Origin of the sequence: Microbacterium aerolatum (genome assembly GCF_007988825.1) — a bacterium.
In the GTDB taxonomy this organism is placed as follows: domain Bacteria; phylum Actinomycetota; class Actinomycetes; order Actinomycetales; family Microbacteriaceae; genus Microbacterium; species Microbacterium aerolatum.
The window spans coordinates 21,897-35,254 of sequence record NZ_BJUW01000008.1 but is presented as its reverse complement, the minus strand read 5'-3'; the positions used below and the strand labels follow the sequence as shown (position 1 = coordinate 35,254).

Genomic DNA, 13,358 nt, shown 5'->3' with positions numbered 1-13,358 from the left:
GGATTATCTCAGCGTCCGCTATGGATGTGGCGTGAAGCGGGCCGGTGAAACAGGCTGTTGGAACCCCGAATGCCACGAAGTGGGCGACATGGTGCGATAATGGCGTGTGATGCACCGCTCGGCGCCGCCGTTCTACGCATCGACGCAGACTTCGGGGTCCAATGCCCCTCGCGATCAGAGCCATGAGCCGGTCGCAAACCGAGTGAGTTCGCGGCACCGCAGGTGCCGCACGAGATTTCGCGGCACCCAGTGCCCGCGCAGGGAGTACGCCAGAGATGGCCGATGAGACGAATGACAACAACGCCCCTACCCTCGACGAGAACGCAGCGACTCCGGTAACACCGGGCGCTTCGGCGGTGACGGACGCGCAGGCGGATTCTCCGGCTGCCGCCGAGGCCGAGTCGGTGGAAGCCGAGTCGCCTGCTGAGGCCGAGTCGGCGGCCGAGCCGGATGCTGCGACCCAGCCGGATGCTGAGCCTGTCGAAGCACCGGCGGACGCTTCGACAAGCTCAGGGACCGACGCTGCGAGTTCAGAGGCCGGCGCTGCCACCGAGCCGGCCGCCGAGCCCAAGGCCGACGAGAAGCCCGCGAAACCGGCTGAGCCCGAGCCGCTGACCGCGGTCTCGCTCGGCCTCATCCCCGAGGTCTTCGTCTCGCGGGTGTCGACGCAGCTGCACTTCTACGCGCCCGAGATCGCTCCGCTCCCGGCTCGTCCCGGACGCGACCGTGACCGCGACAGCGACCGTGACACCCGCGACACCGATCAGGATGACTCGTCCTCCGGACGCCGCGGACGCCGCCGTCGCGGTGGCAGCGGCGACGGCGACGACCAGCGGGACGAACCGCGTCAGCGCCAGCGCGCCGTCGAGTACATCACCGAGCCGAAGGCGATCAAGGGCTCGACGCGTCTCGAGGCCAAGAAGCAGCGTCGTCGCGACGGCCGTGATGCCGGTCGCCGCCGCCCTGTGGTGACCGAAGCAGAGTTCCTTGCGCGCCGCGAGTCCGTCGACCGCAAGATGGTCGTCCGCTCCAAGAACGGCCGCACGCAGATCGGCGTGCTCGAGGACGCCGTGCTCGTCGAGCACTACGTGGCTCGCAACCAGGACGCGTCACTCATCGGCAACGTCTACCTCGGCCGCGTGCAGAACGTGCTGCCGAGCATGGAGGCCGCGTTCGTCGACATCGGCCGCGGCCGCAACGCCGTGCTGTACTCCGGCGAGGTCGACTGGGACGGCGTCGAGACCGGCAACCAGCCCCGCCGCATCGAGCTCGCGCTCAAGCCGGGCGACCGCGTGCTCGTCCAGGTCACCAAGGACCCGGTCGGCCACAAGGGCGCCCGCCTCACCAGCCAGATCTCGCTGCCAGGCCGCTACCTCGTGTACGTGCCCGGCGGATCGATGAACGGCATCAGCCGCAAACTGCCCGACAACGAGCGCGCGCGTCTGAAGCGCATCCTCAAGGAGGTGCTCCCGGAGTCCAGCGGCGTCATCGTCCGCACGGCCGCCGAGGGCGCAACCGAGGACCAGCTGACCCGCGACGTCCAGCGCCTCACCTCGCAGTGGGAGCACATTCAGAAGCAGGTCGAGAACCAGCAGGCTCCCGCGCTGCTGCACGCAGAGCCCGATCTGCTGGTCAAGATCGTCCGCGACGTCTTCAACGAGGACTTCACGAAGATGCTCATCCAGGGCGAGGAGTCGCAGCGGACGATCCGTGCCTACCTCGAGAGCGTCGCTCCGGATCTGCTCGAGCGCGTCGAGTCCTACGAGGACGACGTCGACCCGTTCGACGCGTTCCGCATCACTGAGCAGATCGAGAAGGCTCTCGACCGAAAGGTCTGGCTGCCGTCCGGCGGATCGCTCGTGATCGACCGCACCGAGGCCATGACGGTCGTCGACGTCAACACCGGCAAGTTCGTCGGCTCCGGCGGAAACCTCGAAGAGACCGTCACGAAGAACAACCTCGAGGCGGCGGAGGAGATCGTCCGTCAGCTGCGACTGCGCGACATCGGCGGCATCATCGTCGTCGACTTCATCGACATGGTCCTCGAGTCCAACCGCGACCTCGTGCTGCGCCGCCTCGTGGAGTGCCTGAGCCGCGACCGCACCAAGCACCAGGTCGCAGAGGTCACCTCGCTCGGTCTGGTCCAGATGACCCGCAAGAAGCTGGGCCTCGGCCTGCTGGAGACCTTCAGCGAGGCGTGCGAAGTCTGCGCCGGCCGCGGTGTCATCGTGCACCACGATCCCGTCGTCAAGCACCGCTCGAACAACAGCGGTGGAGGACAGTCCGGCAGCCGGCGCCAGCGAGGCGGCGGGAACGGTCAGCAGAACCAGAACGCTCAGCAGGCCAGCTCCGTTGCCCACGGCATCCCCGAGGGCGCGAAGTCCGCGCTCGCCCAGATCGCGGCATCCACGCTCGCGCCGAGCGTCGAGACGATCATCGACGTGCCCCCGGTCGCCGAGCCGGAGCAGGCCACGCCCCAGGAGCGGCCCAAGAAGCCGCGCCGCAAGCGCGGCTCCGACCGCAACAGCTCACCCAAGACCGAGGCGGAGCAGCTGCTCGACTCGGTGCTGGACGCACTTCCGGAGCCCAAGGCTCCCGGTCAGGGGCGCAACCGGCGTCGCGTGACGACTGCAGCGCTCACCGGCACCCCGGTGAGTGTGTCGTCATCACCCGCGCCGCTCCCGAGCGGTGACGCGGAGTCCTGAGGCGACCAGTCGTCGAACCAGCTCCTTGCCGCCGACGTGCTCAGCGCCGGCGGCGATGAGACGGGGGAGTGCCTCTTCGGGGACGTCGTAGTGGTCGCGGTCGAACGACCGCGGGGGAAGGCCGTTGGTGCGCGCGAAGGCGTGCAACTCGTCCAGGCTGCTGTCACTGACCAGATGGGCCCACAGACGTCCGTGTGCGGGCCAGATGGGGTCGTCGATCAGTACGCTCACTCAGAGATCCTACGGCCGGGCGACACGGGCTGGCTTCGCTTTGCGAGAGTGTCCCTGATCCGGTAAAGTAGTCCCTTGGTGCGTGAGCTGAGTCGTCCCCACAGGATGACGTGCTGCAGCCTTGTGCTCGCATCCGTCAGACCTGCGACGAACGCAGGCACAGTCTTCCCGTGAGATTTCCGGAGCTTCCCGCTCCCCAACGAAACAGGTATCAAGTGGTTTACGCAGTAGTGCGCGCCGGTGGACGGCAGGAGAAGGTCGAGGTCGGCACGATCGTTCAGCTCGATCGTGTTCAGGCTGCTCAGGGCGAGAAGATCGAACTGCCCGCAGTGCTCCTCGTCGACGGCGCCACGGTGACCACCGACGCCGACAAGCTGGCCAAGGTCAAGGTCACCGCCGAGGTCATCGGCAACCTCCGCGGCCCGAAGATCGTCATCCAGAAGTACAAGAACAAGACCGGCTACAAGAAGCGTCAGGGCCACCGCCAGGAGCTCACGCGCGTCAAGATCACCGGCATCAAGTAAGCAGAAGAGGCTAGGACATGGCACACAAAAAGGGCGCAAGCTCCACCCGCAACGGTCGTGATTCCAACGCCCAGCGACTTGGCGTGAAGCGCTTCGGCGGTCAGCAGGTCAGCGCAGGCGAGATCATCGTCCGTCAGCGCGGCACCCACTTCCACCCCGGCGTCAACGTCGGCCGCGGTGGTGACGACACGCTGTTCGCTCTCGAGGCGGGCGCGGTCGAGTTCGGCGCGAAGGGCGGCCGCAAGGTCGTCAACATCGTCGCCGCTGCGCAGTAATCGCAGCACAAAGACATCCGGTTCGGGGCGGGCTTCGGCTCGCCCCGTCCGCGTATCCAGGGAGTTCCACATGGTCACGTTCGTCGACACGGTGACGCTGCATCTGCGCGCCGGCAAGGGCGGCAACGGCTGTGTCTCGGTGCACCGCGAGAAGTTCAAGCCGCTGGGCGGTCCTGACGGCGGCAACGGAGGCGATGGCGGCGACATCGTCCTCGTCGCCGACACACAGACCGGCACCCTGCTCTCGTACCACCACTCGCCGCACCGCTCCTCCGGCAACGGCGGTTTCGGCATGGGAGATCACCGCTCCGGCTACGAGGGCGAGACCCTCGAGCTCCCGGTTCCGGTCGGTACCGTCGTCAAGAGCACCGACGGCGACGTCCTGTTCGACATGGTCACACCGGGCGACAGGTTCGTCATCGCCGAGGGCGGCCGAGGAGGGCTCGGCAACGCTGCCCTGGCCAGCCCCAAGCGCAAGGCTCCCGGCTTCGCTCTGCTGGGAACCCCCGGCTTCGAGGGCGATGTCGTCCTCGAGCTCAAGACCGTCGCAGACGTCGCTCTGGTCGGCTATCCCTCCGCAGGGAAGTCGAGCCTGATCGCCGCGATCTCTGCCGCGCGCCCGAAGATCGCCGACTACCCGTTCACCACGTTGCACCCGAACCTCGGCGTCGTGCAGGCCGGCGATGCGCGCTACACCGTCGCCGATGTGCCCGGTCTGATCGAGGGCGCCAGCGAGGGCCGTGGCCTGGGTCTGGAGTTCCTGCGGCACGTGGAGCGCTGTTCCGCCCTCCTGCACGTGCTCGACTGCGCAACCCTCGAGCCGGGTCGCGACCCGATCTCCGACCTCGACGTCATCCTCGCCGAGCTAGCCGCCTACGAGGTGCCGGAGGGGCAGACACCGCTGCTGGAGCGCCCTCAGCTCGTCGCCCTGAACAAGATCGACGTCCCAGAGGCGCGCGATCTCGCCGACCTGGTCCGCCCTGAGCTCGAAGAGCGCGGCTTCCGCGTGTTCGACATCTCGACCGTCTCGCACGAAGGTCTCCGCCCCCTCACGTTCGCCCTCGGTGAGATCGTCGAGAAGCACCGCGCCGAGACCGCCGTCGAGGCGCCGGCAGAGCGCGTCGTCATCCGCCCTCGCGGTGCCGAGAAGCCGTTCACCATCCGCATCGATGGCGGCTCGTACGGCACGTTCTACCGCATCCTCGGCGAGAAGCCGGTGCGCTGGGTGCAGCAGACCGATTTCCAGAACGAAGAGGCCGTCGGCTACCTCGCCGACCGCCTCGAGCGCCTCGGCGTCGAGGACGAGCTGTTCCGCGTCGGGGCGACACCGGGCGCGACCGTCGTCATCGGCGAGGGCGAGGGGCTCATCTTCGACTGGGAGCCCTCTATGCGCTCTGCCGCCGAACTCGCGACCGCACCGCGCGGCACCGACCCCCGCCTCGCTCCGAACGCGCGCAGGACGACGGGTGAGCGCCGCGAGCAGTACTACGAGCGGATGGATGCCAGGGCAGCCTTCCGTGCCGAGCAGGACGAGAAGCGCCGGGCCACGGCGGGACAGGACTTCGACGGGGACGACGCGTGACAGCGCGAACCCGTGCCGACCTGGCCGGCGCCGCCCGTATCGTCGTGAAGGTCGGCTCGTCGTCGATCAGCGGCGAGTCCTCCTGGCGGATCCCGATGATCGTGCACGCGCTGTCGAGCGCGCACGCGCGCGGATGCGAGATCGTGCTGGTCTCCTCCGGTGCCATCGCCACCGGCATCCCGTTCCTCGACCTGGATGCCAGGCCCACCGACCTCGCGACCCAGCAGGCTGCTGCAGCAGTGGGGCAGAACGTGCTCGTCTACCGGTACCAGGAGGCGTTGCGACCGTTCCGGATCGTCGCGGGACAGGTGCTGCTCACCACCGGCGACCTCGAGAACTCGACCTCGCGCAGCAACGCGCGCCGCGCCATGGAGCGTCTGCTCGGACTGCGCATCCTGCCGATCGTGAACGAGAACGACACGGTCGCCACGCAGGAGATCCGCTTCGGAGACAACGACCGACTCGCCGCTCTCGTGGCGCAGCTGATCCAGGCCGACGCCCTGGTGCTCCTCAGCGACGTCGACTGCCTCTACACGAAGCCGCCGACGGATCCGACGGCCGAGCCGATCGACATCATCAAGGCCGATGCCGATCTCGCCGGCCTCGAGTTCGGCGCGACGGTCGTCAACAGTGTCGGCACCGGCGGAGCGGCCACGAAGGCCTCTGCCGCGCGCCTCGCCGCGGCATCCGGGATCGGAGCGCTCGTGACGAGCGCGGATCTGGTGGACCGGGCGCTGAACGGCGAGGAGATCGGCACCTGGTTCGAGCCGGCCGTCACCGCGTAACAGCACGGCTGGATCTCGTAAGCTGAACGAGTGACCACCGAATCTCCGCAGGACCGGCTGGAGCGCGCCAAGGAGGCGTCGCGAGCCACCGCTCGTCTGACCAGCGATGAGAAGGGCCGTGCGCTCGAAGGCATCGCCGTGGCGCTCGAGGAGAACGCCGAGACGATCATCGCCGCCAACGCCCGCGACATCGAGAACGGTCGTCAGAACGGCATCGGGGATGCCCTGATCGATCGTCTCCGCCTCGATGGCACCCGCGTCTCCGCGCTGGCATCCGCCGTCCGCGAGATCGCCGCGCTGCACGACCCGGTCGGTCAGGTCATCGGAGGACACCGGATGCCGAACGGAGTGAACCTCGAGCAGGTGCGCGTGCCCTTCGGCGTCGTGGGAGCCATCTACGAAGCACGCCCCAACGTCACCGTCGACATCGCGGCGCTCGCGCTCCGCTCGGGCAACGCGAGCGTACTGCGCGGCGGCAGCGCCGCCCGCGAATCGAACACCGTGCTCGTGCAGGTCATGCGGGATGCGCTCGAGAGCGCCGGCATCACACCGGAGGCGGTGCAGACCGTCGACGACTTCGGGCGCGACGGCGCCAAGGCACTGATGCACGGGCGCGGCCTCATCGACGTGCTGGTTCCCCGCGGCAGCGCCGCCCTCATCGAGACGGTCGTCACCGAATCGACGGTGCCCGTCATCGAGACCGGCGCGGGCAACGTGCACATCGTGCTGGACGAATCCGCCCCGGACGACTGGGCTCGCGAGATCGTGGTCAACGCCAAGGTGCAGCGGCCGAGCGTCTGCAACGCCGTCGAGACCGTGCTCGTGCTCCGGCAAGCGGCACCGCGGCTGGTGCCGCTGGTGGCGAGCGCCCTGCAGAGCGAGGGCGTGGCGGTGCACGGCGATGACATGGTCGTCGGCCTCATGAGCAACGTCATCCCCGCGACCGAGGAGGACTGGGCGACGGAGTACCTCAGCCTCGACGTCGCGATGAAGGTCGTCGACACGCTCGACGACGCGCTGGCCCACATTCGCAAGTACAGCACCGGTCACACCGAGTCGATCGTGACAACCGATTCGCGCAATGCCGAGCGCTTCCTCGCCGAGGTGGATTCCGCCGTCGTCATGGCCAACGCATCCACGCGCTTCACGGATGGCAGCGAATTCGGTTTCGGCGCGGAGGTCGGCATCTCGACGCAGAAGCTCCACGCCCGAGGCCCGATGGGGCTGTCGGAGCTGACCAGCACGAAGTGGCTGGCGCGTGGGGCGGGTCAGACGCGCGGCTGAGCGATAGGATGGGTGCGCGTCTACTCGCACCCGGTCACGAAACGGAGTCAGGATGAACCTCGTCGCACACATTGCGATGGCAGCCGCTGAAACAGAGCACCACGGAAACGTCGCGCTGGAGACACTCATCTTCGGGCTGATCGCCGCGGCTCTGTTCGCAGTGCTGGGGCTCGTCACGTTCTCGTACCGTCACGTCGCCAACCGTCACTCCGCCAAGGCCGAGGCCTGGGCGCAGAAGCATGGCGCCGACGGCCATGGGGCAGGGCACGGCCACTAAGGCGTATGGAGACGACGGCCACGCGTGCCCCCCGGATCGGAGTGATGGGCGGGACGTTCGATCCGATCCACCACGGGCACCTGGTCGCGGCGAGTGAGGTCGCGCATTCCTTCGACCTCGACGAGGTCGTCTTCGTCCCGACCGGCCACCCCTGGCAGAAGTCGAACGTCACCCCCAGTGAGCACCGCTACCTGATGACGGTGGTGGCCACGGCATCCAACCCGCAGTTCACAGTGAGTCGCGTCGACATCGACCGCGAAGGCCCCACCTACACGATCGACACGCTCCGCGATCTGAAGCAGCAGCGTCCCGACGCCGAGCTGTTCTTCATCAGCGGCGCCGACGCCGTGGCGCAAATTCTCAGTTGGAGGGACCATGATGAACTGTGGGAGCTGGCCCACTTCGTCGCGGTCTCCCGTCCAGGACACGTTCTGAGCACGGATGGCCTCCCGAGCGACAACGTCAGCCAGCTCGAGGTGCCGGCGCTGTCGATCTCGTCGACGGCATGCCGTGAGCGTGTGAGCGACGATCAGCCGGTCTGGTACCTCGTTCCCGACGGGGTCGTCCAGTACATCGCGAAGCATCATCTGTATCGGAGCAAGGCATGAGCACATCGGATCAGCAGGGCAACCAGCCGCTGACCCGCAAGCAGCTGCGGGAGATCCGCCTCACCGGCGCCACGCCGGTCATCGGAGCGGACGAAGCCGCGGCAGCTGCGAAGGCGGCAGCCGAGCAGGCCCCGGCAGCGCCTCTGCCGCGCGCTGCGGAACCTGCAGACGTGCCGCCCGCGCCCGCAGCGGTTGACGACGCCTCCGCGCCGCTGACGCGCCGTCAGGCCCGCGCGCAGGAGCGCATCCGCACGGCATCCGTTCCGCTGATCGAACCGGCCGAGTCGGCTCCAGCGGACCAGGAAGAGGACAGCGCGCCGTCCGAGGACCTGGTCTCCGGCGTGCCGGTCTTCGCACCGGTGCCCGCAGAAGCAGCAACGCAGCACGCCGGGGAAGCCTCGCAGGCCCCCGAGGATGAGGCCTCCGTCGCTGAGGCCACGGATGCCGACGAGACCGAGGCAGAGACCGAAGCCGGGTTCCCGTTCGATACCGAGTCCGAGCACGACGATTCCGACGAAGACCACGATGAACTCCCGGTCGCAGAACCCGTCGCCACGGGGGAGCGCCCCGTCGTCAGCCCGGCCTTCGGGCGTCAGCTGCTCGGCGAGCAGTCCGAGGTCCCGGAGTTCACGCCCTCGTTCGACGAGCTGATCACGACGGGATCCTCTGGGTCGCACCGTGCGCCGAACACGCTCATCTTCACGCACCCGGGTGAGGGATCGCTGTCCGGGCCCGTCGCCTCGACCGGTGAGGTGCTCATCACCGGCAGCTACGAACTGCCGCGGGGCATGGGGTCGCGGGGGCATGCGCACGGCACCACCGACGGCAAGGACATCGACGCCGTCCTCATCGACGGCGAGCTGCCGCCGGCATCCTCGCCCACGCCGATCGCAGCCAGCTCTGCGGTCAGCACCATCAAACCTGCCGGTGAGGTCATCCGACCGCCGGCGCCCGACAAGGGCAACAGGCTCATGCTGACTTTGGCGATCACGGCAGGCGGGCTCGCTCTGCTCGTCGCTGCCGCGCTCATCGTCGCATTTACAACGAATGTGCTGGGATGATGCAATCACCTGAGAATGCCGAGGCGATGCTCAAGATCGCCGCAGACGCCGCTGTTTCCAAGGGCGGTGAGGATCTCGTCGCGCTGAACGTGTCGGAGCCGCTGCCCCTGGTCGACATCTTCCTGCTGGTCACCGGTAACAGTGAGCGCAACGTCGCCGCAATCGCCGACGAGGTCGAGGACCGGTTGGGCGAAGCCGGTCACAAGCGCGTGCGCCGAGAGGGCCGCACAGAGGCCCGCTGGGTGCTGCTGGACTTCGGCGATCTGATCGTGCACGTCTTCCACGGCGAGGAGCGGGTCTACTACGGTCTCGAGCGCCTCTGGAAGGACTGCCCGGTCGTCCCGATCGAGCTCACCGAGGCTGCGGCGGAATCCTCTTCCTGACATGACGGTGCACTTGGTCACCGGTGCGGGCGCCGGTATCGGCGCCGCGGTGGCGCGTCGTCTTCATGAACGCGGCGATGAGCTCGTGCTGCTGGTCCGCGACGCCGGACGCGCACGCGAGGTCGCCGCACAGTTCCCGGGGGCCTCGACGCTGGTCGGCGACCTGGCGCAGCCGGGTCGGCTGTCATGGGCGTTCTCGAAGCAGCATCTTCCGGATCGCATCGACACGCTCGTGCACGTGGCCGGTGTCGTGGATCTCGGTCCTGTGGCCGACCTTCCGCTGGCGGTTTGGGAACGGCAGCTTGCAGTCAACCTGCTCGCCCCGGCCGAGCTCACCAGACTCTTGCTGCCGATGCTCCGGGTCTCGCGCGGGCAGGTGCTGTTCGTGAACTCCGGCGCGGGGCTCCGCGCCAATGCGGACTGGGCGGCGTACGCGGCATCCAAGCACGGTCTGAAGGCTCTCGCCGATGCGTTGCGCGCGGAAGAGGCCGAGAACGGCGTCCGCGTGACGTCGGTCTTCCCCGGACGCACGGCGACGGGGATGCAGGAGCGGGTGCACCAGCAGGAGGGCGCGGAATACGACCCGGAGCGCTTCATCGACCCGGAATCCGTCGCGACGACCATCCTCACGGCACTCGACCTGCCGCGCGACGCGCAGATCACCGACCTGTCGGTGCGCCCCGGCGTCTGACACCGCGGTCTACCTCTTCGCCGGAAGGCGCGCAAGGCCCTCGAACGGCTGCTAGCTGCGACCTAGCGTGGGATCAGTCGAACCAAGGAGGCTGACCCATGGATGAGATGGACGAGCATCGCCCGCACGAGACGCCCGGCGCGGACGGCGGGCATCCCTCGCAGGCGGAGGGTGAGGATCCCGCACGCGCAGGCCAGCACCCGGATCCGGCGCTCGACGGGCACCCATCGCAGGCAGAAGGCGAAGACACGACGGAGGAAGCCGATGGCTGACGGAGATGTGATCACGCGCTCGAAGAACGGCCAGTGGGTCAACCATGTCGAGGGCGAACCGGAGAACTCGCTGAGCTTCAGCAGCCGTGAGGAGGCCGTGGTCGCCGGCGCGAGCTTCGCCTCCGAGCGCGGCACCCGGCACAGTGTCGAGGAGCCGGAGCCGACCGGCGGCATCGGCGACGGCGGCGATGCTGACGACGCACCGGCAGTCGTGGGACACAAGGAGACGGACAGCCCGCTCCCTGATACGACCGACGAGAACGGGATGCCGCTGGACAATCCCTCCGGCTGATCAGGCACTCCGGCCGATCAGGCCCTCCGTCGGATCAGGCGCGCAGCCGGTAACGCAGTTCCGGCCTGCCGACGCCGCCGTACGTGGGGGTGCTTGCGGCGAGGCCCGACTCGACGAGGCGCTCCAGATAGCGTCGTGCGCTCACCCTGGACATCCCCAGCGTCTCGGCGAGCTCGCTGGCGGAGACGGACTGACCGTGACGTCCCATGGTGTCGGCGACGCGTTGCAGCGTGGCCCTGGAGACGCCCTTGCGCTGCCCGGCGAGCGCGACCGCATCGCGCCGCATCAGGGCGTCGACGGTGACCTGATCGAGTTCGCCGGTGTCGCCCAGCTCGGCGTCGCGCGCAAGAGTGCGGCGGACGTCGTCCAGTCGCTCGTGCAGCGTCTGCATGGGGAACGGCTTGACGACATAGTGATGCACACCGTGCGCGCGAGCGCGGCGGACGGTCTCGAGATCGCGCGCGGCCGTGACCGCGATCACCTCGACATGGCCGCCCGCCGTTCTGAGCCGGCGCAGCACGTCGATGCCGGACATGTCCGGCAGGTACACGTCCAGGAGCATGACATCCGGTCGTTGCTCACTCAGTGCGCGCAGGGCCTCGGCGCCCGTCGGGGCGACGCCGACGACCTCGTAGTGCGGATGCCGTTCCACGAAGCCCCTGGTGACGTGCGCGACCGCGAAGTCGTCCTCGACGATCAGAGTACGAAGCCTGTTCATGTCGGCACCCCGACACGCTCCGCGGCCGGTAGCCGCACGGCGAAGCGCGCACCGCCGGCCGTCGCGGGGGAGAGCTCCACCGTTCCGCCGCGTCGTTCGACGATCCGCGCCACCAGCGTGAGTCCGTACCCGCGCTGCCGGTCGTCGCTCTTGGTCGAATAGCCGAGACGGAAGACGTCGCCGCGATGCTCGATCGGCACCCCGGGCCCGTCGTCCTCCACGAGGATGGTCGTGTCACCGCCGGCATCCCGTTCGATCGCCACGCTGACGTGGCCGCCGCGGCCGGCAGCATCCAGGGCGTTCTCGATTAGGTTGGCGACCACCGTGCTCAGATCGCCGTCCGCGGGACCGGACGGCAGACGCCCCGCGTCCGAGACGATGAGGTCGACGCCGAGTTCGCGTGCGCGTGCGCGCTTGGCCAGCAGGATCGCGGCGAGCTCGATGTCCTGTACGCCGTCCGGGGCATCCAGGTGGCTCAGCGCGCCCCCGTCGCCGGCACGTTCGATGACACGACTGGCGGCATCGAACTCGCCGAGCTCGATCAGCCCGCCGATCGTGTGCAGGGTGTTCGAGAACTCGTGCTGCTGTGCGCGCAGGCCCTCCGCGAGGCTCTGGGCGCCGGCGAGGTCCCGCAGCGCCTGGTCGAGCTCGGTGCGGTCCATCAGAGTGACGACGGTGCCCACACGCCGGTCCTGCACTCGCACCGCGGCGGCCCGTGCGACCAGCACGCGCTCTCCGGAGAGCACCAGGCGCTGCGGAGTGGAGTCGTCACCGCTCGAATCCGCGATGAGCGCGGTCAGATCGTCGAGCAGTTCGGATGCCGGACGGCCGATCGCCTCGGCCGGCGATCCGAGGCCCAGCAGGCGCGCCGCCGAGTCATTGCACAGCGAGACGTCGCCGCGCTCGTCGAGAGCGAGCATGCCTTCGCGAATGCCGTGCAGTGTCGCCTCGCGCGTCTCGAGAAGCCCGCGGATCTCGTCGGGCTCGAGACCGTAGATCCGGCGGCGCACGATGCGCGCGACGCCCGTCGCGGCGACGACTCCGACGACGGTTGCCGCGCCCAGCGCGAGCAGGAAGCCGGTGATGTCGCCCAAGAAGTCCTCCCGGAGCGCGGACTCCAGGATGCCGACCGAAACCTGTCCCATCACGTCGCCGTCGGCATCGAAGACCGGCACCTTCACACGCCACGACTCGCCGAGCGTGCCGGTCTGGGTGCCGACATACATGTCACCGGCCAGCGCGACGCTCGGATCGGTCGAGACCGGTTCGCCGATGCGCTCCGGATTGGGGTGCGAGAACCGGATGCCCTCGTCGTCCGTCACGACGACGTAGGCGACGTTCGACGAGTCGCGGATGAGCTCTGCGATGGGCTGGATGACCGCAGCGGGATCGGCGTCGTCGTATGCGTCGACGATCGTGGGCAGCTGGGCCACGGACTGCGCGACCGCGATCATGCGCTCCTGCGATGCCTCGCGGATCTGTCGCTCCTGCATGAGCATGGCCGCAAGGCCAACGGTGAGCACGATGGCGAGCACGATGAACACCTGCAGCAGCACGAGCTGCGTGCGGAGCGTCATCGCCTTCACCACGCTCCCATGCTATTCGACCGGCTCGGCACCGCTCCGGGTACGTAATGACCAAAACCTCCCGTGCTGAACACAACCCGAGGC

16 protein-coding genes are annotated in these 13,358 nt (G+C 68.6%); 13 read left to right on the top strand and 3 right to left on the bottom strand.

All coding sequences use genetic code 11. The annotated features are described in order from the left end of the window. Positions 1–275: 275 nt before the first annotated feature. Positions 276–2,705 carry an Rne/Rng family ribonuclease gene (locus tag MAE01_RS09780; RefSeq protein WP_147039365.1) on the top strand — a complete coding sequence of 810 codons (2,430 nt, stop codon included), beginning with the start codon at positions 276–278 and terminating at the stop codon, positions 2,703–2,705. Here the strand turns inward: MAE01_RS09780 and MAE01_RS09775 are convergent. Further along, the gene (locus MAE01_RS09775) at positions 2,667–2,936 is read right to left on the bottom strand and encodes a DUF4031 domain-containing protein (RefSeq protein ID WP_147039364.1); all 270 of its coding nucleotides are present in this window, start codon (positions 2,934–2,936) and stop codon (positions 2,667–2,669) included. The two genes, MAE01_RS09780 and MAE01_RS09775, sit on opposite strands and share 39 nt — an antisense overlap. 215 nt (positions 2,937–3,151) lie before the next feature. On the opposite strand from MAE01_RS09775, the gene rplU reads away from it, so the two are divergent. The 12 genes from rplU (at position 3,152) to MAE01_RS15975 (ending at position 10,970) form a co-directional block, all read left to right on the top strand. Next, complete coding sequence (gene rplU, locus MAE01_RS09770; RefSeq protein ID WP_067200357.1) at positions 3,152–3,460, top strand: 50S ribosomal protein L21; 309 nt, start codon at positions 3,152–3,154, stop codon at positions 3,458–3,460. 17 nt (positions 3,461–3,477) lie between these two features. After that, positions 3,478–3,735 (top strand): 50S ribosomal protein L27, encoded by a 258-nt coding sequence (gene rpmA / locus MAE01_RS09765; protein ID WP_147039363.1) that lies wholly within the window; start codon positions 3,478–3,480, stop codon positions 3,733–3,735. A 70-nt stretch (positions 3,736–3,805) separates the two neighbouring features. Further along, on the top strand, positions 3,806–5,317 hold the full coding sequence (gene obgE, locus MAE01_RS09760) for a GTPase ObgE (RefSeq protein ID WP_147039362.1): 1,512 nt from the start codon (positions 3,806–3,808) through the stop codon (positions 5,315–5,317). Next, positions 5,314–6,102: a glutamate 5-kinase gene (gene proB, locus MAE01_RS09755; RefSeq protein ID WP_147039361.1), complete on the top strand. Its 789-nt coding sequence runs from the start codon at positions 5,314–5,316 to the stop codon at positions 6,100–6,102. Before obgE ends, proB begins: the two co-directional genes overlap by 4 nt. 30 nt (positions 6,103–6,132) lie before the next feature. Beyond that, positions 6,133–7,386 carry a glutamate-5-semialdehyde dehydrogenase gene (locus MAE01_RS09750; RefSeq protein WP_147039360.1) on the top strand — a complete coding sequence of 418 codons (1,254 nt, stop codon included), beginning with the start codon at positions 6,133–6,135 and terminating at the stop codon, positions 7,384–7,386. A 52-nt stretch (positions 7,387–7,438) separates the two neighbouring features. Further along, on the top strand, positions 7,439–7,663 hold the full coding sequence (locus MAE01_RS09745) for a hypothetical protein (protein WP_147039359.1): 225 nt from the start codon (positions 7,439–7,441) through the stop codon (positions 7,661–7,663). A gap of 5 nt (positions 7,664–7,668) precedes the next feature. Continuing rightward, positions 7,669–8,271: a nicotinate-nucleotide adenylyltransferase gene (nadD, locus tag MAE01_RS09740; RefSeq protein WP_147039358.1), complete on the top strand. Its 603-nt coding sequence runs from the start codon at positions 7,669–7,671 to the stop codon at positions 8,269–8,271. Beyond that, the gene (locus MAE01_RS09735) at positions 8,268–9,332 is read left to right on the top strand and encodes a hypothetical protein (RefSeq protein WP_147039357.1); all 1,065 of its coding nucleotides are present in this window, start codon (positions 8,268–8,270) and stop codon (positions 9,330–9,332) included. Before nadD ends, MAE01_RS09735 begins: the two co-directional genes overlap by 4 nt. Continuing rightward, positions 9,332–9,715, top strand: coding sequence for a ribosome silencing factor (rsfS, locus tag MAE01_RS09730; RefSeq protein WP_147039356.1), 384 nt, complete (start codon positions 9,332–9,334; stop codon positions 9,713–9,715). The genes MAE01_RS09735 and rsfS overlap by 1 nt, the downstream gene beginning before the upstream one ends. A gap of 1 nt (position 9,716) precedes the next feature. Continuing rightward, positions 9,717–10,406, top strand: coding sequence for an SDR family oxidoreductase (locus MAE01_RS09725; RefSeq protein WP_147039355.1), 690 nt, complete (start codon positions 9,717–9,719; stop codon positions 10,404–10,406). Between the two features lie 98 nt (positions 10,407–10,504). Beyond that, positions 10,505–10,678 (top strand): hypothetical protein, encoded by a 174-nt coding sequence (locus tag MAE01_RS15980; protein ID WP_186806205.1) that lies wholly within the window; start codon positions 10,505–10,507, stop codon positions 10,676–10,678. Beyond that, the gene (locus MAE01_RS15975) at positions 10,671–10,970 is read left to right on the top strand and encodes a DUF2188 domain-containing protein (RefSeq protein WP_186806197.1); all 300 of its coding nucleotides are present in this window, start codon (positions 10,671–10,673) and stop codon (positions 10,968–10,970) included. The genes MAE01_RS15980 and MAE01_RS15975 overlap by 8 nt, the downstream gene beginning before the upstream one ends. Before the next feature lie 34 nt (positions 10,971–11,004). Here MAE01_RS15975 and MAE01_RS09720 read toward each other — a convergent pair whose 3' ends face one another. Both MAE01_RS09720 and MAE01_RS09715 read right to left on the bottom strand, forming a co-directional pair. Further along, positions 11,005–11,688, bottom strand: a complete 684-nt coding sequence (locus MAE01_RS09720) for a response regulator (protein ID WP_147039354.1) — start codon at positions 11,686–11,688, stop codon at positions 11,005–11,007. After that, entirely contained in the window at positions 11,685–13,277 is a 1,593-nt protein-coding gene (locus MAE01_RS09715; protein ID WP_229718167.1) for an ATP-binding protein, read from the bottom strand. The genes MAE01_RS09720 and MAE01_RS09715 overlap by 4 nt, the downstream gene beginning before the upstream one ends. Positions 13,278–13,358 lie beyond the last annotated feature (81 nt).

Bases quoted from the DNA above. Each gene is read 5' to 3' on its own strand.
- rpmA (WP_147039363.1), top strand. From the start codon at position 3,478: ATGGCACACAAAAAGGGCGCAAGCTCCACCCGCAACGGTCGTGATTCC.
- MAE01_RS15980 (WP_186806205.1), top strand. From the start codon at position 10,505: ATGGATGAGATGGACGAGCATCGCCCGCACGAGACGCCCGGCGCGGAC.
- obgE (WP_147039362.1), top strand. From the start codon at position 3,806: ATGGTCACGTTCGTCGACACGGTGACGCTGCATCTGCGCGCCGGCAAG.
- MAE01_RS09735 (WP_147039357.1), top strand. From the start codon at position 8,268: ATGAGCACATCGGATCAGCAGGGCAACCAGCCGCTGACCCGCAAGCAG.
- nadD (WP_147039358.1), top strand. From the start codon at position 7,669: ATGGAGACGACGGCCACGCGTGCCCCCCGGATCGGAGTGATGGGCGGG.
- MAE01_RS09720 (WP_147039354.1), bottom strand. From the start codon at position 11,688: ATGAACAGGCTTCGTACTCTGATCGTCGAGGACGACTTCGCGGTCGCG.
- MAE01_RS15975 (WP_186806197.1), top strand. From the start codon at position 10,671: ATGGCTGACGGAGATGTGATCACGCGCTCGAAGAACGGCCAGTGGGTC.
- MAE01_RS09725 (WP_147039355.1), top strand. From the start codon at position 9,717: ATGACGGTGCACTTGGTCACCGGTGCGGGCGCCGGTATCGGCGCCGCG.
- MAE01_RS09780 (WP_147039365.1), top strand. From the start codon at position 276: ATGGCCGATGAGACGAATGACAACAACGCCCCTACCCTCGACGAGAAC.
- rsfS (WP_147039356.1), top strand. From the start codon at position 9,332: ATGCAATCACCTGAGAATGCCGAGGCGATGCTCAAGATCGCCGCAGAC.
- MAE01_RS09745 (WP_147039359.1), top strand. From the start codon at position 7,439: ATGAACCTCGTCGCACACATTGCGATGGCAGCCGCTGAAACAGAGCAC.